Below are 18,832 nucleotides of genomic sequence, written 5' to 3'. Positions count from 1 at the left end.
GATGTACTTGATTTTACGGCGCGTGCCGTCGTGAGAAAAGAAAAAAGGCCGCAGTGCGGCCTTTTTAATTAGTTCAGATTATTCTGCCTTGGGCGAAGCGTTCTCGACACGGCTTTTTAACTTCTGGCCGGGTCTGAAGGTCACCACACGCCGGGCTGTAATGGGAATATCTTCGCCCGTCTTCGGGTTGCGCCCCGGGCGTTGATTTTTATCACGCAAGTCAAAGTTACCAAAACCGGAGAGTTTTACCTGCTCACCGTTTTCCAGAGCACGACGGATCTCTTCGAAAAACAGCTCTACCAGCTCTTTGGCATCCCGCTTGCTAAGCCCAAGCTTATCAAACAGATATTCTGACATTTCAGCTTTTGTAAGCGCCATAGGTTCAATCCCTCAATGATGCCTGGAATCGCTCTTTTAATGCCTCTACACATTTGGCGACGGTAGCGGCAATCTCCTCTTCTTCTAGTGTACGGCTGGTATCCTGAAGGATCAGACTAATCGCAAGGCTCTTATAGCCTTCCTCTACGCCCTTACCACGGTACACGTCAAATAAGTTTACGCCAACTACCTGATTTACGCCAACTTTCTTACACTCTGCCAGAACATCCGCTGCCGGAACATTTTCTGCTACCACAACAGCAATGTCGCGACGGTTTGCCGGGAAGCGTGAAATCTCCTGCGCCTGAGGAACCACGCGGTCTGCGAGCTTGTTCCACTCCACTTCAAAGACCACGGTGCGTCCGTTCAGATCCAGTTTACGTTCCAGTTCCGGATGAACAACCCCAATGAAACCAATACGTTCACCTTTAAGATAAATCGCCGCGGATTGGCCCGGATGCAGCGCCGGATTCGCTTCCGCTTTGAACTGCATGTCAGAAAGCTGACCAGTCAAATCCAGTACCGCTTCGAGGGTTCCTTTTAAATCATAGAAATCAACGGTCTCTTTTGCCAGGTTCCAGTGCTCTTCATAGCGGTTTCCGCACATCACGCCCGACAGCATCACGTCCTGACGGATGCCGAGGTGTGCCTGGGTGTCAGGCACAAAGCGCAGACCGGATTCAAAGATGCGTACGCGGCTCTGCTGACGGTTCTGGTTGTACACTACGGTGCTCAGAAGGCCAGTCCACAGCGAGAGGCGCATTGCCGACATTTCGCTGGAGATTGGGCTTGGCAGGATCAGCGCTTCCTCACCTGGATGGATCAGCTGTTGCACTTTCGGATCGACGAAGCTATAGGTGATCACTTCCTGGAAGCCTTTGTCGTTCAGCAGCGTTTTTACGCGCTTGAGCGACAGGTTCGCTTCTTTATGGGTACCCATGATGAGACCCGCCTGTACCGGCTCGTCGGGAATATTGTTGTAGCCGTAAATACGCGCCACTTCTTCCACCAGGTCTTCTTCAATTTCCATATCGAAACGCCAGCTCGGCGCAACGGCCTGCCACTGGTCCTGACCTTCCGTCACTTCGCAGCCCAGACGGCGCAGAATGTCGCTCACCTGCTCATCGGCAATATGATGGCCAATCAGGCGATCCAGCTTGCTGCGACGCAGGGTGATGCTCGCCGGCTTCGGCAGTGACGCTTCATGAGTCACATCGATAACCGGACCTGCTTCACCACCGCAGATATCAATCAGCAGACGGGTGGCGCGTTCAATCGCTTTGTACTGCAGAGCAGGATCAACGCCACGCTCGTAGCGGTGAGAGGCGTCGGTGTGCAGACCATGACGGCGGGCGCGACCGGTGATAGACAGTGGGCTGAAGAATGCGCATTCCAGCAACACGTTCTGGGTTTCATCATTCACGCCAGAGTGCTCACCGCCGAAGATACCGCCCATAGCCAGCGCTTTACCGTTATCGGCAATCACCAGCGTGTCGGCATTCAGTTTCGCTTCGCTACCGTCGAGCAGAACCAGGGTTTCGCCCTCTTTCGCCATCCGCACAACAATACCGCCTTCGATACGATCTTTATCGAAGGCGTGCATCGGCTGGCCCAGCTCAAGCAGTACGTAGTTAGTGACGTCAACCACGGCATCAATAGAGCGAATACCGCAACGACGCAGTTTCTCTTTCATCCACAGCGGCGTTGGTGCCTTCACGTTGATGCCTTTGACCACGCGGCCCAGGTAACGCGGGCAAGCGTCCGGCGCTTCAACATGAATCGGCAGCGTATCGTTAATGGTGGCGGCAACCGGTGTAATTTCCGGCTCAACCAGCGGCGAGCGGTTCAGCACCGCAACGTCACGGGCAACACCGATGATGCCTAAGCAATCCGCACGGTTCGGCGTAACGCTGATTTCGATAGTATTGTCGTTAAGCTTCAGATATTCACGGATATCGGTACCCAGCGGCGCATCGGCCGGCAGTTCGATAATACCGTTATGATCGTCGGAAATACCGAGCTCAGAGAAAGAACACAGCATCCCTTCTGAAGGTTCGCCGCGCAGTTTCGCCGCTTTGATTTTGAAATCACCCGGCAGCACGGCGCCGATAGTGGCCACGGCCACTTTGAGACCCTGACGGCAGTTTGGCGCGCCGCAGACGATATCCAGAAGACGCTCGCCACCGACGTTAATTTTGGTTACACGCAGCTTGTCCGCGTTCGGGTGTTGGCCGCATTCCACCACTTCACCCACCACCACGCCGTGGAACTCACCGGCAACCGGCTCAACGCCGTCAACTTCCAGACCAGCCATGGTTATCTGATCGGAAAGTGCCTCGCTGTCAACGGCCGGATTAACCCATTCGCGTAACCACAGTTCACTGAATTTCATTGTTTATTCCTGCCCTTATTTAAACTGTTTGAGGAAACGCAGATCGTTTTCGAAGAATGCACGCAGATCGGTGACGCCGTAACGCAGCATGGTCAGGCGCTCCATCCCCATACCAAACGCAAAGCCGGAATAGACTTCCGGGTCGATGCCGACGTTGCGCAGTACGTTCGGGTGCACCATGCCGCAGCCCAGCACTTCCAGCCATTTGCCGTTTTTACCCATAACGTCGACTTCCGCAGAAGGTTCGGTGAACGGGAAGTAGGACGGGCGGAAACGAACCTGCAGATCTTCTTCAAAGAAGTTATTCAGGAAATCGTGCAGCGTGCCTTTCAGGTTGGTAAAGCTGATGTTTTTATCGACGATCAGCCCTTCCATCTGGTGGAACATTGGGGTGTGGGTCTGATCGTAGTCGTTACGATAGACGCGGCCCGGCGCAATAATGCGGATTGGCGGCTGCTGGTTTTCCATGGTACGGATCTGAACGCCAGAAGTCTGGGTACGCAGCAGGCGCGTCGCATCGAACCAGAAGGTGTCGTGGTCAGCACGTGCCGGGTGGTGTCCCGGAATATTCAGCGCATCGAAGTTGTGGTAGTCATCTTCAATTTCCGGACCGGTCGCTACGGTGAAGCCCAGCTCACCGAAGAAGCTTTCGATACGATCGATAGTGCGGGTCACCGGATGCAGACCACCGTTTTCAACACGACGGCCAGGAAGAGAAACGTCGATCGTTTCTGCGGCCAGACGCGCATTCAGTGCGGCACCTTCCAGCTCGGCTTTACGCGCGTTCAGCGCCTGCTGAACCTGCTCTTTGGCTTCGTTAATGACCGCACCTGCAGCCGGACGTTCTTCAGCCGGCAGTTCGCGCAGCGTGGTCATCTGGAGGGTCAGATGCCCTTTCTTGCCCAGATACTCAACGCGTACGTTATCCAACGCGGCGACATCTGATGCCTGGTTAATGGCGGCCGTTGCACTGGCAACCAGCTCTGCGAGATGTGACATGGTTATCCTCATTATGTCGGTGCAGCTTAGTGTTTTGAATTTAGAAACAAAAAAAGCCTCCACATGGGAGGCTTTCTGGCGCTGTTTTCCGTTTCTTCTTTCACGCGCTAGCCTCCTGGTTCAGGTGCTAAAGTAAAAAAAGAAGCGGAAAATAGCAGCATTCATGCTTGCGTTACCTTGAGTTGTCATATCGTAAAACCTTATTGAAAAGTCTTAGCGATCAATTGTCAATGGTTCGAACACCCTGAAATGAAAAGAGGGAGACAGGCTCCCTCTTTCAACTGGCTTATGCCAGAGCTGATTTCGCTTTTTCGACCAGGGCAGTGAATGCCACTTTGTCGAATACTGCGATGTCAGCCAGGATCTTACGGTCGATTTCAACAGAGGCTTTTTTCAGGCCGTTGATGAATTTGCTGTAAGAAATACCGTTCTGACGTGCTGCTGCGTTGATACGCGCAATCCACAGTTGACGGAACTGACGCTTTTTCTGACGACGGTCACGATAAGCGTACTGACCAGCTTTGATAACAGCCTGGAAGGCAACGCGGTATACGCGTGAACGCGCACCGTAGTAGCCTTTAGCTTGTTTCAAAATTTTCTTGTGACGTGCACGTGCAATTACACCACGTTTTACGCGAGCCATATGTGCTCTCCTGTATCTATTCTAGTTAAAAAAGTTATAAACGTTAACGGCTTATGCGTACGGCAGGCACGCGATTACCAGGCCCAGATCGCCTTTGGAAACCATGGCTTTCGGACGCAGGTGACGTTTACGCTTGGTCGCTTTTTTGGTCAGAATGTGACGCAGGTTAGCGTGCTTGTGCTTAAAACCACCTTTACCGGTTTTTTTGAAGCGCTTAGCAGCACCGCGTACGGTCTTAATTTTTGGCATTTTAATAACTTCCACTTCGCATTGTTAATAAACGAAACCCAGGCGAACAAAACCAGTGAGGCTCGAAAGCCCCACTGACCTTGCTACTTGAAGGCCTACTGTTTCTTCTTAGGAGCGAGCACCATGATCATCTGGCGGCCTTCGATCTTCGTTGGGAAGGATTCGACTACTGCCAGTTCACTCAGATCGTCACGGACGCGCGTAAGCACTTCCATACCGATCTGTTGGTGGGCCATCTCACGACCGCGGAAACGCAGTGTGATCTTGGCCTTATCGCCATCTTCCAGAAAGCGAATCAGGCTGCGGAGTTTTACCTGATAATCGCCATCGTCGGTACCAGGACGGAATTTAATTTCCTTAACCTGGATAACTTTTTGTTTCTTTTTCTGTTCCTTAGTCGATTTACTCTTCTCATAAAGGAACTTGCCGTAGTCCATGATACGACAAACTGGCGGTTCGGCGTTAGGGCTGATTTCAACTAAATCTACTCCAGCTTCTTCAGCCTTTTCGATCGCTTCTCTCAGACTCACAATCCCCAGCTGCTCGCCTTCCAGACCTGTTAAGCGAACTTCCTGGGCGCGAATCTCGCCATTTATACGATTCGGACGTGCCGTTTGAACTCGTTTTCCGCCTTTAATACCTTATTCCTCCAGTTGTTGAAGACTGCGGCTGCGAATCTCTTGTTGCAGCTTCTCAATCACTTCCTCTACGCCCATGACGCCAAGGTCTTTACCGCGGCGGGTGCGAACGGCAACTTTGCCTGCTTCCACCTCTTTATCACCACAGACCAGCATATACGGGACACGACGTAAAGTGTGCTCGCGGATTTTAAAGCCTATCTTCTCATTTCTCAAGTCCGCTTTTACTCGAATGCCCGCATTTTGTAGTTTACGGGTCAATTCGTTAACGTATTCGGACTGAGAATCGGTGATATTCATGACAACAACCTGCACTGGCGCAAGCCAGGTTGGGAAGAAGCCGGCGAACTCTTCGGTCAGAATGCCGATAAAGCGTTCAATTGACCCAAGGATCGCACGGTGAATCATCACCGGAGTCTGACGCTCGTTGTTTTCGCCCACATAGGAGGCGCTCAGACGAGTCGGCAGAGAGAAGTCCAGCTGTACAGTACCGCACTGCCATGCACGATCGAGGCAGTCATACAGGGTAAATTCAATTTTCGGGCCGTAGAACGCCCCTTCACCCAGCTGATACTCAAACGGAATGCCGTTTTCTTCCAGCGCGACCGCCAAATCCGCTTCCGCGCGATCCCAGGTCTCATCGCTACCGATACGTTTTTCCGGACGGGTAGACAGCTTGACGACGATTTTCTCGAAGCCAAAGGTGCTGTACATATCGTAGACCATACGGATACAGGCGTTAACTTCGTCACGCACCTGTTCTTCGGTACAGAAGATGTGAGCATCATCCTGAGTAAAACCACGGACACGCATCAGGCCATGCAACGCACCTGACGGTTCGTTACGGTGGCAGCTACCGAACTCCGCCATACGCAGCGGCAGGTCGCGGTAGGATTTCAGACCCTGGTTGAAGATCTGTACGTGGCCTGGGCAGTTCATTGGCTTGATGCAGTATTCACGGTTCTCAGAAGAGGTGGTGAACATCGCATCTTTGTAGTTGTCCCAGTGGCCGGTTTTTTCCCACAGCACACGGTCCATCATGAACGGGCCCTTCACTTCCTGATACTGGTACTCTTTCAGCTTGGAGCGTACGAAAGTTTCCAGTTCACGGAAGATAGTCCAGCCGTCGTTGTGCCAGAATACCATACCCGGCGCTTCTTCCTGCATGTGATACAGGTCGAGCTGTTTGCCGATTTTACGGTGATCGCGCTTGGCCGCTTCTTCAAGACGCTGCAGGTAGGCATTGAGCGCTTTTTTATCAGCCCATGCGGTGCCGTAAATACGCTGCAGCATTTTGTTGTCGCTATCGCCGCGCCAGTAGGCTCCTGCGGTTTTCATCAGTTTGAAGTGATGGCAGAAGCGCATGTTTGGCACGTGCGGGCCACGGCACATGTCGACGTATTCTTCATGATGATACAAGCCAGGCTTATCATCATGGGAAATGTTTTCGTCAAGAATAGAAATTTTGTACGGCTCGCCGCGTTTAACGAAGGTTTCACGCGCTTCGTGCCAGCTTACTTTCTTCTTGATAACGTCGTAGTTAGTCTCGGCGAGCTCGTGCATACGTTTTTCGAGCGCGTCGACATCTTCCTGGGTCAGGGTGCGGTCAATATCAACATCGTAATAGAAACCGTTGTCAACAACCGGGCCAATCGCCATTTTAGTGTTCGGCCACAGTTGCTTGATAGCATGACCAAGCAGGTGTGCGCAGGAGTGGCGAATAATTTCCAGTCCGTCTTCATCTTTAGCGGTGATAATCGCCAGCTGAGCGTCGTTTTCGATCAGATCGGAAGCATCAACCAGCTCGCCGTTAACGCGACCTGCGATACAGGCTTTCGCCAGTCCAGGACCGATATCCAGCGCGACATCCATTGGGCTTACTGCGTGGTCGTAATGGCGTTGGCTGCCATCAGGAAGAGTAATTACAGGCATGTTATGTCCTTATTTGCAGTGGTGCCCCACACGAAAGAGCACATACAAAGTTAAATAGTTTATAAATATCAGTAGGTTGAATGCGTCACTAAGCTTCACTCTGCAAAGTATGTACATGAGGATGTACTAAAACCCACATGTACCCACAAACTCTTTCTGATACCGAGCCACAATAGTACACACCATTGACGCCATATTAAAGTATGTTAATGAGTGTCCGGGCATTCCACTTGATCTGCGTCCATGTTATTAAGCCGAAAGATATTAGCGTTAAGATCTACGGAATAATTGTTCCATTGATTCCCTGATATGCTCATCCGGATTTTCAGCCACATCGCCCTCACTCGGTGAGTGCTGAACGTAGCTTCTCTGTCCATGTTGAAAGTTCGACGAGGTCGCTGCGTAACCTGTAGCTGACCCCAATGACAGAAACAATAAAAACCATGCAGTTCTTAGCGTCTTGCCCATCATGCATCACTCTTTACGTTGTGATTGTTCGCTCAACATATTGAACCTGCGAAAGTAAAATTCTGTCTGCGATGATTAAACGTTTACCTGAAGCTGTGTACTATTTTGTTAGATAAAGACGGAAACAGGACGGAAAGATGCCGACAAAACGCTTTGCCAATAAGCACTGGAAAATGGTGGTGGTATTGATAGTCATCTGTGGCGCCATGCTGTTGCTACGCTGGGCCGCGATGATCTGGGGCTAAAAACAGGCCGGAAAACCGGCCCGCAGGATTACATTTTGTAGCCGAGCGTCACGGTAGTACGACGATCGGTATGGTTCGGTGCCGATGACGGCGGTTCCGAGTTCCAGGTAACGTTGTACGCTACTTTCATACCAAAGTGCTCATTGATAGCCACATTCAACGCGGTTTCAGAGTTCAGCGTGGTATCGCTGGCACCAAATACTGAAACGCCCTGAGTGAATTTCGCGTTATCACTCATCTGCCAGGCGTAGGTACCGGAGGCATAACCTAACGGTTGAGTTTTCGTTTCGCCGTCGGTGTATTCGTCGTAACGCACACCAGGACCGAATTCAAAGCGCAAGCTGTGTACCGGGCCATTCAGGAACTGACGACCGTAACCGACGGTCAGGACATCGCGCTGATAGTAGCCGTTATAACGGTCAGTCAACCAGCTCGCCTGTCCGAACAGGTAGTTGCTGTCCGTCAGGTTGTAGCGAGAACGACCGCCAATCGCGTATTTCTCAGAAGAGCGCTCATCGTTAGATGAGGTGTTACTTGCATTCCCCCACAATGACCACGCCGTGGTTTCACCGTACCAGGTCAGCGTAGAGTCAGCGGTCAGGGATGAACTTTTGGTATTGCCAGACTGTGCAAGATAGCCACCGTTGACGTTGCCTTCAAAAGGCTTCTTCGCGGTGGAAGGGTCATCCATGACAGTAAAAACGGTATCATCTGCAGCCGCGTGCATCGACGCAAACATGCCTCCCGCCAGCATCACTGCCACGGGTACTGTCTTCAAAAGCTTCATTTATAAGAGTCCGTACAACAAGAAAAGAGACCTGTAACGGTCCCGGAAACTTTCACGAGGATCAACGATGGGAGTTCCAGAGAAAGGTAAGAAATTATAAAAAGGCTCGAATAACATAGCAATGAATTCTTATTTCATTTTTTGAATAAGAAGTCTCTTATAACTTGTTTTATTTCATAAGGATAAACAGCGCACTTTGCGTTTAAGTATATGTAAATCAGCTTGTTGTTTCTTCCTTTCTCCTGAGTCAAGTGCCAGACTAACTCGGATGGTACTTGTGGGTATTATATGGAGGTAACAGTAATGGTTGATATTTATACACTGACCTTAGCCCCTTCTCTCGACAGCGCCACGCTGACGCCGCAGATTTATCCAGAAGGGAAACTTCGCTGCAGCTCGCCGGTGTTTGAGCCCGGCGGCGGGGGCATTAACGTTGCCCGCGCCATTACCTTTCTCGGCGGGCGAGCCTGCGCTATTTTTCCTGCCGGTGGCGCCACCGGCGAACACCTTGTTGCCCTGTTAGCGGACGAGCACGTTCCGGTGATAACCGTCGAGGCCAAAGACTGGACACGGCAAAACCTGCACGTTCACGTGCAGTCCAGCGGCGAACAGTACCGCTTCGTGATGCCCGGTGCTGCGGTGACGGAAAATGAGTTTCGCCAGCTGGAAGAAAAAGTATTGCAGATACCCGCAGGCTCCCTGCTCGTTATCAGCGGCAGCCTGCCGCCGGGGATCGGAAGCCAGCGGCTGGTGCAGTTGATCCGTGCCGCGCAAAAAAACGGTATTCGCTGTATTGTCGACAGCTCCGGAGAAGCCCTGGCGGCGGCCCTGGAAACCGGCAATATTGAGCTGGTAAAACCAAACCAGAAAGAGCTCAGTGCCCTGCTACAACGCGAACTGACGAAGCCTGACGACGTGCGTAAAGCCGCCCAGGAAATCATCGCCTCTGGCAAAGCTCAGCGTGTTGTGGTTTCTCTCGGCCCACAAGGGGCTCTGGGTGTTGATGCACATGGCGTGGTTCAGGTCGTTCCACCACCGATGAAGAGCCAGAGCACCGTCGGAGCCGGTGACAGTATGGTCGGAGCGATGACCCTGAAACTCGCGCAACATGCCAGCCTGCAGGATATGGTGCGCTTCGGGGTCGCAGCCGGGAGCGCCGCCACCATCAACCAGGGAACACGCCTGTGCTCACTGGAAAATACCCAGGCGATTTACGATTATCTCAGTCATCACTGAGACCTCCCTGCCCGGCAACGGGCAGGAGTCGCCAAATTAGTGCTTTCGACTATGCTTAAACAACTCAATGGGTTACTCAATGAGCTGAATAATCACACCGGTTGTCGGGTACGTTGCTTTTGAATTGTGGCTAAAGACGCACTTTATGTGCGTTTATTGCTTCAAAAGCGCTCAGTTGTGCGTTGGTTCGTGTTTTTGTACTGCGATTATGCGCTAACGTTATGATTAGGCAGAAAACATGGGGAGAGACGTGATGTGGCAAGCGATCGAAGACCTGTTGAGCGAACAGTTTGGACGCGGCGAAATTGAACTGCGCAACGAACTGCCCGGTGGTGAGATCCATGCAGCATGGCATCTGCGCTATCACGGGAAAGATTTCTTCATCAAATGCGATGAGCGTGAGCTGTTGCCCATTTTTACCGCAGAGGCGGACCAGCTCGAACTCTTGTCACGCAGTAAAACCGTTCGCGTACCTGAGGTGTATGCCGTCGGCAGCGACCGCGATTACAGCTTTCTGGTGATGGAGTACCTGCCAGCACGCCCGCTGGACGCCCACAACGCGTTTCTGTTAGGTCAACAGCTGGCACACCTGCATCAGTGGAGCGAACAGCCACAGTTCGGGCTCGACTTTGATAACGATCTCTCTACCACCCCTCAGCCAAACGCCTGGCAGCGCCGATGGGCAACCTTTTTTGCCGAGCAGCGTATCGGCTGGCAGCTGGAGCTGGCCGCCGAAAAAGGAATGGAGTTCGGGAACATTGATGCCATTGTTGAGCATGTTCAGCAGCGCCTGGCGAGCCACCAGCCGCAGCCCTCTTTGCTTCACGGCGATCTCTGGTCATCAAACTGTGCGCTCGGCCCGGATGGTCCATTTATTTTTGATCCGGCCTGTTACTGGGGCGACCGCGAATGCGATCTGGCCATGCTACCGCTACACCCGGAACAACCGCCGCAAATATACGACGGCTATCAGTCCATATCGCCATTGCCCGCAGGTTTTCTCGACAGACAGCCGGTGTATCAGCTCTATACGCTGATTAACCGGGCCATTTTGTTTGGAGGGAATAATCTACTGGTTGCGCAAAAAGCGCTGGAAAGAGTACTGGCTGCCTGAACCGCGGGAGCGGCTCAGGCATACGACAGGTTAGTTCATTGATACGCCCTTCAGGCGGAACTCAATGTTCATGATAAGGCCGGTGCCAGGTTTACCCGGCTCGTAGCGCCACCGACGCATGGCGGTTTTCACTTCACGTTCAAACATGTTTGAAGGCTGGGCGGAGAGAATTTCCACATTCTCTACCCGGCCGTCAGGCGTGACGTCAAACTTCACCCGCACTTTGCCTTCTATACGTAACGCCTGAGCACGTGACGGGTAGCCCGGCTGATTGCGGCTCAACGCACGTGGGCCAGCCGGAGCACTCACCACTGGCTTACTTGCCGCCGCCGGGGCGTTATTGCTGACCGGGCGTGAAGAGGTGGTGGTATTTTCCGACGTTGAGAACGGACGAGGCTCTACCGGTTTCACGTCCCGCTTCGGCTCTTCCACCTTTTTCACCGGTTTTGGCTTCGGCTTTGGCTTGGGTTTTGGCTCGGGCTTGTGAATGACGACCGGCGCTTCTTTCGGCGGCTCCGGAATAACTTCTGGCTCCGGCTCCGGCTCTGCTACCGGCTGCGGTGCAGGTGCCGCCTGCGGGGGCTCAAGATCGGCCGGAGAGACCATCGTCACGGTAATAGGCTGCGATGCGGCAGGCAGTTCAAGCGCCGGCTGGCGTACCGAGGTGTAAAGTAACCCGGCAACCACCGCACCGTGAATCACTACAGAGAGCAGCGTCGGCCACGGAAAGCGGCGTGGGGGATTCATGGTCACTGGATGGAAGTCATTCGGCATTAACACATTAGCCATAGGTTTATTAAGTTCTTATCTAACTGATAATCATTAGCGTTGAGTGTACCAGCTTAGATCGTGATTTAACATAGCAGTGGTACATACAACGCCCCCACTATACGCCTGTGTTTTGATGCAAATCACTTACCGATGATAACTGCACAATTTCTCTGCTTAAACTGTGAACCGGCTTCCGTTGCCCACTCCGTGCCATGCAGCGGTACCCCTTTCGCATGCAGCGCATCTTCGATAAAGCTGTAGGCATGGCTGATCCCGAGCCCCTGATAGTACTGCGTAAACCCCGAAACCAGCGCTTCTGGCGAATCAATGCTCATGTTACTTTCCGCCATCGTCTGCTTGTAAAGGCTAAGTGACCTGGCGATCCCTTTCTCTACATATTGATGAGCTTTTGAACCATAGCCTGCCTCAACGGCCAGTGCAGTACACTGCGTAACGGCTGAAACCTCTTCCAGTTGCACCGCCTGAGCCGTACTACTCACAGCCAGAAGCATCACCATTACCTTCAATTTCATCATTACCCATTAACCTTTTTATACACATTTTCGCGCGCAGTTTATCCTGGCATTGCAGTCCACGCGACTTTCCCTTACCGTGAAATGACAATCACCCGTTAAGGAGTTCTTCTCGTGCTTTATGTGATCTACACCGAAGACCATGCCGACTCATTAGAAAAACGATTATCCGTGCGCCCTGCCCATCTGGCCCGTTTGCAGTTACTGCAGGATGAAGGCCGTCTGCTGACCGCAGGCCCGCTTCCGGCAGTAGACAGCAACGATCCGGGTGCCGCAGGTTTTAGCGGTTCGGTGATTATTGCGGAGTTTGAGGCAAGAGAAGCAGCCCAGGCGTGGGCTGAAGCTGACCCCTATGTAGCGGCAGGCGTGTACCGTAACGTGACGGTAAAACCGTACAAAAAAGTCTTTTAAGCGTTCCGTAACAGACTTTGGGCACCGCTTGCGGTGCCCAATTTGTTTTCAGACTTCGTACAGGGCGAAAAGCAGTGAGTTACGCTGCCTTTTGACCAGACATTTTCTGATGGCGTGGATGCGCATATTGCGACGCGACTGAGCTTCCAGCCAGCGGGCTTTGCGGCGGCTTGCTTGTCTCAGCATGCGCCAGCGCCCCACTTCCGTTCTGCTACGCTTCATTTCAACCACTCTTAGCATGAAAGAACGCTCATTATATCCGCTTGTCGGTGCCTGACCAGTGCTTTTACCGCGCTTTTTATTTGCCAGATAAATCCTTATGCGTACACTCTTAACAACGTGCATACAAAAGGATTTTATTCTCTATGACAACCTTCTACACCGTGGTGAGTTGGCTGGTCATTCTGGGGTACTGGCTGCTGATTGCCGGGGTGACATTGCGCATCCTGATGAAACGCCGCGCTGTACCTTCTGCGATGGCATGGTTGCTAATCATTTATATTCTGCCGTTGGTCGGGATAATCGCCTACTTATCTTTCGGTGAATTGCACCTTGGAAAAAGACGCGCCGAGCGCGCACGCGCGATGTGGCCCTCAACCGCAAAATGGCTGCACGACCTGAAAGCCTGCAAACACATTTTTGCGGAAGAAAACAGCCCGGTCGCTGAGTCACTCTTCCAGCTCTGCGAACGCCGTCAGGGCATTGCCGGCGTCAAAGGCAATCAGCTCCAGCTGTTGACCGAATCCGACGACGTGATGCACGCGCTTATCCGCGACATTCAGCTGGCGCGACACAATATCGAGATGGTGTTCTACATATGGCAGCCTGGTGGTATGGCCGATCAGGTGGCGGAATCGCTGATGGCGGCGGCACGCCGTGGTGTTCACTGCCGCCTGCTGCTCGATTCCGCCGGAAGCCGCCCCTTCTTCCGTAGCCCATGGCCGGGTATGATGCGTAACGCGGGTATCGAAGTGGTCGAGGCGTTGCAGGTTAACCCGATGCGTGTATTCCTGCGCCGTATGGATCTGCGTCAGCACCGCAAAATGGTGATGATCGATAACTATGTAGCCTACACCGGTAGCATGAACATGGTTGATCCACGCTTCTTCAAACAGGATGCCGGCGTGGGTCAGTGGGTCGATCTGATGGCGCGAATGGAAGGCCCTATTGCCACCTCCATGGGGATCGTCTTCTCCTGCGACTGGGAGATTGAAACCGGTAAACGCATTCTGCCGCCGCCGCCCGATCTCAACATCATGCCGTTCGAAGAGGCCAGCGGGCACACCATTCACACCATTGCCTCAGGGCCAGGTTTCCCGGAAGATCTGATTCACCAGGCGCTGCTGACCGCCACCTATGCGGCACGCGAATATCTGGTGATGACCACGCCGTATTTTGTGCCGAGTGACGATCTTCTGCACGCCATCTGTACCGCCGCTCAACGCGGGGTTGATGTCAGCATTATTCTGCCACGCAAAAACGACTCCATGCTGGTCGGCTGGGCCAGCCGTGCCTTCTTTACTGAACTGCTGGCCGCCGGAGTGAAGATTTACCAGTTCGAGGGCGGGCTTTTGCACACCAAGAGCGTGCTGGTCGACGGCGAGCTGAGCCTGGTGGGTACCGTTAACCTCGACATGCGCAGCCTGTGGCTCAATTTCGAGATTACGCTGGTCATTGACGATGCCGGATTCGGTAGCGACCTTGCCGCCGTCCAGGACGACTATATTTCCCGCTCGCGCCTGCTTGACGCCCGCTTGTGGGTAAAACGTCCGATGTGGCAACGGATTGCTGAGCGACTGTTTTACTTCTTCAGCCCGTTGCTGTAAAACGTGCCCATCAGAAGTTAAAACAGGTAGTCATCATGGAAATGGATCTGAACAACCGCCTGACCGAAGACGAAACGCTCGAGCAGGCTTACGACATTTTTCTGGAACTGGCAGCGGATAATCTGGATCCGGCCGATATCATTCTGTTCAATCTGCAGTTTGAAGAGCGCGGCGGTGCTGAGTTGTTCGACCCGTCAGAAGACTGGAATGAACACGTTGATTTCGATCTGAATCCGGATTTCTTCGCCGAAGTGGTGATTGGTCTCGCCGACACCGATGGTGGCGAACTCAACGACATCTTTGCACGTGTGCTGCTGTGCCGCGACAAAGATCATAAGTTGTGCCACATTCTGTGGCGTGAATAAGACAAAAAAGGGCTGCGCGATGCAGCCCTTTTTTATTACTCCGGTAGTTTCTCACCGCAGGTATTACAGTACTGCGCACCCTTGTCGTGTTTATCGTGCCCACACTGGGTACATTTTCGCAGACCTTTGCGGCTCTGAAATTCCGCACTCATATGGGTGGTAATCAGCCCCGTCGGAATAGCAATCACAGAATAACCAATCAAGATAAGTACCGATGCCACAATGCGCCCTATCGGCGTGTGCGGTGTAATATCACCATAGCCAACCGTAGTCACCGTGACGATAGCCCAGTAAACGGAAGCGTTAAGGGTAGTAAAGCCATATTCTGGTCCTTCAATGCAGTACATCAGCGAACCAAAAATCACCATCACAATCGCGATAAAGGCGTAAAACAGAATCAGCTGATGTCGGGCGCTCTTGATTGCATGCCAGAAGAAATTCAGCGACGGCATAAAACGCAGGAGTTTCAGAATACGTAATGCCCGAATAGCTCGCATTGCTCGCCAGGCAAAAAGATAGTTAATACCAATTTCCGGCCACAGCCACATCACGTAGAGCGGCAGCGTGGTTGCCAGATCGATAAATCCCCAGAAGCTAAAGACATAGCGCGCCGGCTGCGGCCAGGTACAGACCCTGAGCAAATATTCGAGGGTAAACACCAGGGTGAAGATAAGCTCGAGCCAGACGAAGATATGCCATTCGTCGAAGGTCAGGTGATACGTCGTTCCGACGCCGGACTCAATGAAGATAACGACAACGCTTAATATCGCAAATAATCCGCAGAGTGCCTCAAACCGTCTGCCCGAACGCGTGCGCTGGTCAAAAAGAAAATGATAGAGTCGTTGTCGTAACGTATTAATCACCGCCGTACTGTCCTTATAAAAAAGGCCGACATGCTGTCGGCCTTTTCGATTATAACGGGTCAACCTTAAGACAGGAAACCGCGTGGCGGAAACTCCCTTCAAGCACAGGACGCGTTTTGGCGCACTCCGGACCGGCTATCGGGCAACGGGTGCGGAACACACACCCGGACGGCGGGTTAATTGGCGACGGCAGTTCCCCTTCCAGAAGCTGAATTTTCTTATTCTTCTCCTGATCGGGATCGGGCACCGGTACCGCCGACATCAGCGCTTTGGTGTAGGGGTGCAGCGGGTTGTGATACACCTCATCGTAGGTACCAAGCTCCACCGCATGGCCCAGGTACATGACCAGCACGCGGTCGGAAATATGCTTCACTACCGCCAGGTCGTGGGCGATGAAAATAAGCGATAACCCCATTTCACGCTGCAGCTGCTGCAGCAGGTTTACCACCTGCGCCTGGATAGAAACGTCCAGCGCAGAAACGGGTTCATCGCAAATAATCAGCTTGGGCTCAAGGATAAGCGCTCGTGCAATACCAATTCGCTGGCACTGACCACCGGAGAATTCGTGCGGGTAGCGGTTGATAAGATTAGGCAACAGGCCCACTTTCATCATCATCGCTTTAACGCGATCGCGAATGTCCTGGCGCGACAGTTCAGGATGATAAGTACGTAGCGGCTCAGCAATAATCTCCCCAATGGTCATCCTTGGGTTCAGGGAAGCCAGCGGATCCTGGAAAATCATCTGAATATCGCTGCGCACTGCCCGCCACTCTTCCTGCTTCATACCCAGCAGGTCACGGCCAAGCCAGGAGACCTTCCCGGCGCTGGCTTTTACCAGGCCAATAATGGCGCGGGCGAACGTTGATTTGCCACAGCCGGATTCGCCCACCACGCCGAGTGTTTCCCCTTCGTATAAACGCAGGGTTACGCCGTCTACCGCTTTCAGCGTTTTCGACGGCTGCCAGAACCACTGTTTGCCATCTTTAATATCGAAATGCACTTTGAGATCGGCGATTTCGAGCAGCACTTTTCTCTGTTCGGTTACGGCGTTCATAGCAGATCCCCCACCGGTTTAAAGCAGGCACGCAGACGGCCTGGTGCAAACTCCTCCAGAGGTGGAGCACTTTGACAAATATCCATTGCCCAGGCACAGCGAGGCTGGAACGGACAGCCTTTAGGCAAACGCAGCAGGTTTGGCGGGTTACCTGGAATGGTAAGCAGTGAATCCCCTTCGGCATCCAGACGCGGTACCGCGTTGATAAGCCCTATCGAATAAGGATGGGCAGGATGATAGAACACATCGCGCGCCTGACCGTATTCCATGGTACGCCCGGCATACATCACCAGCACTTTGTCGCAGATACCGGCCACCACGCCCAGATCGTGAGTGATCATAATGATGGCGGTGTTAAATTCATGCTTCAGTTCGTTCAGGAGCGTCATGATTTGCGCCTGTACCGTCACGTCCAGCGCGGTGGTCGGTTCGTCAGCAATCAGCAGTTTTGGCCGACACAGCAATGCCATCGCAATCATCACACGCTGACGCATACCGCCTGAAAATTCATGCGGGAACATGCGCATACGCTTACGCGCTTCCGGCATTTTTACCGCGTCGAGCATTTTCACCGACTCTTCGAATGCTTCGCCCTTCCCCATGCCTTTATGCAGCATCAGCACTTCCATCAGCTGCTCTCCCACCCGCATATAGGGGTTCAGAGAGGTCATCGGATCCTGGAAAATCATCGAAATCTGTTCAGCGCGCAGTTTATTAAGCGTTTTTTCCGGCAGATTGAGGATCTGCTGACCATTGAACGTCGCTGAACCACCAATCTTACCGTTTGCCGCCAGCAGCCCCATCAGCGCAAACGCGGTTTGCGATTTACCGGACCCAGATTCGCCAACGATCCCCAGCGTCTCCCCGCGTTTCAGCGTGAAGTTAAGATCGTTTACCGCCGTCACATCGCCGTCCGGGGTGCTAAAGGTGACGCGTAAATCTTTAACGTCCAGCAGCAGCGCAGACTGTTGCTGCTGCGGAGCTTTAACCATGTCAATCGTACTCACGGCACTTCTCCTTAGCGGTCTTTCGGGTCGAGGGCATCACGCAGGCCATCGCCGATAAAGTTGAAACAAAACAGCGTTACCACCAGGAAACCTGCCGGGAACAGCAGCAGCCATGGAGAGACTTCCATTGAGTTGGCGCCATCACTGAGTAATGCGCCCCAACTGCTGAGCGGCTCCTGGGTACCAAGACCAAGGAAGCTCAGGAAGGACTCAAACAGGATCATGCTAGGCACCAGCAGCGAAGCGTAAACCACCACCACGCCCAACACGTTTGGCACGATATGACGTACGACGATATTGAAGGTCGATACCCCGCCAACCTGCGCGGCTTCGATGAACTCTTTACGCTTCAGGCTCAGCGTCTGGCCGCGAACGATACGCGCCATGTCGAGCCAGGAAACCATCCCGATAGCCACAAAGATAAGGAGGATGTTCTGACCAAAGAACGTCACCAGCAGGATCACGAAGAACATGAACGGGAAGGAGTTAAGGATTTCGAGGATGCGCATCATCACCGAGTCGATACGGCCACCGAGATAGCCGGAAAGCGAACCGTACAGCGTCCCGACGATAACCGCCACCAGCGCCGCGGCAACGCCCACCATCAGAGAGATACGTCCACCGATAGCCACACGCACCAGCAGATCACGACCGGAGGAGTCAGTACCGAAATAGTGCCCGGTCTCCATCTCAGGCGCGCTGGACATCATGCCCCAGTCGGTATCGAAATAGGTAAACTGCGACAACATGGGCGCCAGGGTCACAAACAAGGCAATCAGAATAAGCATTGCCAGGCTGGCAACCGCGGCACGGTTGTGAACAAAGCGCCGGCGGGCATCCTGCCAAAGGCTTCGCCCTTCGACTTCCAGTTTTTCACTGAAGTGCTCCAGCGCCTCGCTGTTTTTCTTACTTAGCATCATG

22 protein-coding genes and 1 other annotated feature are annotated in these 18,832 nt (G+C 53.0%); of the genes, 6 read left to right on the top strand and 16 right to left on the bottom strand.

Annotated features, from left to right (window positions below; genetic code table 11):
• Positions 1 to 78: 78 nt before the first annotated feature.
• The 8 genes from ihfA to thrS form a co-directional block, all read right to left on the bottom strand.
• Complete coding sequence (gene ihfA, locus C7387_RS04995) at positions 79 to 378, bottom strand: integration host factor subunit alpha (protein WP_006820203.1); 300 nt, start codon at positions 376 to 378, stop codon at positions 79 to 81.
• A gap of 4 nt (positions 379 to 382) precedes the next feature.
• Entirely contained in the window at positions 383 to 2,770 is a 2,388-nt protein-coding gene (pheT, locus tag C7387_RS04990) for a phenylalanine--tRNA ligase subunit beta (protein WP_120816205.1), read from the bottom strand.
• Positions 2,771 to 2,785: 15 nt separating this feature from the next.
• The gene (gene pheS, locus C7387_RS04985) at positions 2,786 to 3,769 is read right to left on the bottom strand and encodes a phenylalanine--tRNA ligase subunit alpha (RefSeq protein WP_038257072.1); all 984 of its coding nucleotides are present in this window, start codon (positions 3,767 to 3,769) and stop codon (positions 2,786 to 2,788) included.
• A 46-nt stretch (positions 3,770 to 3,815) separates the two neighbouring features.
• Positions 3,816 to 3,939 (bottom strand) — a sequence feature (Phe leader region).
• A complete protein-coding gene (pheM, locus tag C7387_RS04980; protein ID WP_001386830.1) occupies positions 3,890 to 3,934 on the bottom strand; it encodes a pheST operon leader peptide PheM in 45 nt (14 codons plus the stop codon). (Overlaps the previous feature by 45 nt.)
• A gap of 116 nt (positions 3,940 to 4,055) precedes the next feature.
• On the bottom strand, positions 4,056 to 4,412 hold the full coding sequence (gene rplT / locus C7387_RS04975) for a 50S ribosomal protein L20 (RefSeq protein WP_006820206.1): 357 nt from the start codon (positions 4,410 to 4,412) through the stop codon (positions 4,056 to 4,058).
• A 51-nt stretch (positions 4,413 to 4,463) separates the two neighbouring features.
• The gene (rpmI, locus tag C7387_RS04970; RefSeq protein ID WP_001124225.1) at positions 4,464 to 4,661 is read right to left on the bottom strand and encodes a 50S ribosomal protein L35; all 198 of its coding nucleotides are present in this window, start codon (positions 4,659 to 4,661) and stop codon (positions 4,464 to 4,466) included.
• Between the two features lie 95 nt (positions 4,662 to 4,756).
• Positions 4,757 to 5,299: a translation initiation factor IF-3 gene (infC, locus tag C7387_RS04965; RefSeq protein ID WP_071777538.1), complete on the bottom strand. Its 543-nt coding sequence runs from the start codon at positions 5,297 to 5,299 to the stop codon at positions 4,757 to 4,759.
• A 3-nt stretch (positions 5,300 to 5,302) separates the two neighbouring features.
• Entirely contained in the window at positions 5,303 to 7,231 is a 1,929-nt protein-coding gene (gene thrS, locus C7387_RS04960; protein ID WP_038257065.1) for a threonine--tRNA ligase, read from the bottom strand.
• A gap of 605 nt (positions 7,232 to 7,836) precedes the next feature.
• Between thrS and yniD the strand changes: the two genes are divergently transcribed.
• Positions 7,837 to 7,944: a small membrane protein YniD gene (gene yniD, locus C7387_RS04955; RefSeq protein ID WP_087943274.1), complete on the top strand. Its 108-nt coding sequence runs from the start codon at positions 7,837 to 7,839 to the stop codon at positions 7,942 to 7,944.
• Positions 7,945 to 7,972: 28 nt separating this feature from the next.
• Here the strand turns inward: yniD and C7387_RS04950 are convergent, their stop codons facing one another.
• Entirely contained in the window at positions 7,973 to 8,731 is a 759-nt protein-coding gene (locus tag C7387_RS04950) for a DUF481 domain-containing protein (protein WP_006820209.1), read from the bottom strand.
• Between the two features lie 303 nt (positions 8,732 to 9,034).
• On the opposite strand from C7387_RS04950, the gene pfkB reads away from it, so the two are divergent.
• Complete coding sequence (gene pfkB / locus C7387_RS04945; protein ID WP_038257061.1) at positions 9,035 to 9,967, top strand: 6-phosphofructokinase II; 933 nt, start codon at positions 9,035 to 9,037, stop codon at positions 9,965 to 9,967.
• A 253-nt stretch (positions 9,968 to 10,220) separates the two neighbouring features.
• Positions 10,221 to 11,081 carry a fructosamine kinase family protein gene (locus C7387_RS04940; RefSeq protein WP_038257060.1) on the top strand — a complete coding sequence of 287 codons (861 nt, stop codon included), beginning with the start codon at positions 10,221 to 10,223 and terminating at the stop codon, positions 11,079 to 11,081.
• A gap of 30 nt (positions 11,082 to 11,111) precedes the next feature.
• On the opposite strand, the gene tonB is transcribed toward C7387_RS04940, so the two are convergent.
• Both tonB and C7387_RS04930 read right to left on the bottom strand, forming a co-directional pair.
• Positions 11,112 to 11,834: a TonB system transport protein TonB gene (gene tonB, locus C7387_RS04935; protein WP_038257160.1), complete on the bottom strand. Its 723-nt coding sequence runs from the start codon at positions 11,832 to 11,834 to the stop codon at positions 11,112 to 11,114.
• A gap of 158 nt (positions 11,835 to 11,992) precedes the next feature.
• A complete protein-coding gene (locus C7387_RS04930) occupies positions 11,993 to 12,388 on the bottom strand; it encodes a hypothetical protein (protein ID WP_006820213.1) in 396 nt (131 codons plus the stop codon).
• Positions 12,389 to 12,499: 111 nt separating this feature from the next.
• Here C7387_RS04930 and C7387_RS04925 point away from each other — a divergent pair, with 111 nt between their 5' ends.
• Complete coding sequence (locus tag C7387_RS04925) at positions 12,500 to 12,796, top strand: YciI family protein (protein WP_006820214.1); 297 nt, start codon at positions 12,500 to 12,502, stop codon at positions 12,794 to 12,796.
• Between the two features lie 48 nt (positions 12,797 to 12,844).
• Here C7387_RS04925 and C7387_RS22860 read toward each other — a convergent pair whose 3' ends face one another.
• Complete coding sequence (locus C7387_RS22860; protein ID WP_087943275.1) at positions 12,845 to 13,018, bottom strand: YciY family protein; 174 nt, start codon at positions 13,016 to 13,018, stop codon at positions 12,845 to 12,847.
• A 143-nt stretch (positions 13,019 to 13,161) separates the two neighbouring features.
• Between C7387_RS22860 and cls the strand changes: the two genes are divergently transcribed.
• Together cls and C7387_RS04915 are read left to right on the top strand one after the other, a co-directional pair.
• Positions 13,162 to 14,622: a cardiolipin synthase gene (cls, locus tag C7387_RS04920; protein WP_006820216.1), complete on the top strand. Its 1,461-nt coding sequence runs from the start codon at positions 13,162 to 13,164 to the stop codon at positions 14,620 to 14,622.
• Between the two features lie 35 nt (positions 14,623 to 14,657).
• Positions 14,658 to 14,987, top strand: a complete 330-nt coding sequence (locus C7387_RS04915) for an HI1450 family dsDNA-mimic protein (protein WP_006820217.1) — start codon at positions 14,658 to 14,660, stop codon at positions 14,985 to 14,987.
• Between the two features lie 35 nt (positions 14,988 to 15,022).
• Here the strand turns inward: C7387_RS04915 and C7387_RS04910 are convergent, their stop codons facing one another.
• Genes C7387_RS04910 through oppC form a run of 4 tightly spaced genes read right to left on the bottom strand, consistent with a single transcriptional unit; the run spans position 15,023 to position 18,831 of the window.
• Positions 15,023 to 15,850 (bottom strand): ion transporter, encoded by an 828-nt coding sequence (locus C7387_RS04910; protein ID WP_038257157.1) that lies wholly within the window; start codon positions 15,848 to 15,850, stop codon positions 15,023 to 15,025.
• A 49-nt stretch (positions 15,851 to 15,899) separates the two neighbouring features.
• Positions 15,900 to 16,904, bottom strand: coding sequence for a murein tripeptide/oligopeptide ABC transporter ATP binding protein OppF (gene oppF / locus C7387_RS04905; protein WP_006820219.1), 1,005 nt, complete (start codon positions 16,902 to 16,904; stop codon positions 15,900 to 15,902).
• On the bottom strand, positions 16,901 to 17,896 hold the full coding sequence (gene oppD, locus C7387_RS04900) for an ABC transporter ATP-binding protein (RefSeq protein ID WP_006820220.1): 996 nt from the start codon (positions 17,894 to 17,896) through the stop codon (positions 16,901 to 16,903). The genes oppF and oppD overlap by 4 nt, the downstream gene beginning before the upstream one ends.
• A gap of 26 nt (positions 17,897 to 17,922) precedes the next feature.
• Positions 17,923 to 18,831 (bottom strand): oligopeptide ABC transporter permease OppC, encoded by a 909-nt coding sequence (gene oppC / locus C7387_RS04895; RefSeq protein WP_006820221.1) that lies wholly within the window; start codon positions 18,829 to 18,831, stop codon positions 17,923 to 17,925.
• Between the last annotated feature and the right edge of the window lies 1 nt (position 18,832).

It is taken from the genome of Yokenella regensburgei (assembly GCF_003634235.1).
Lineage (GTDB): Bacteria > Pseudomonadota > Gammaproteobacteria > Enterobacterales > Enterobacteriaceae > Yokenella > Yokenella regensburgei.
The sequence above is the reverse complement of the archived record's forward strand: the minus strand, read 5'-3'. Positions and strand labels throughout refer to the sequence as shown.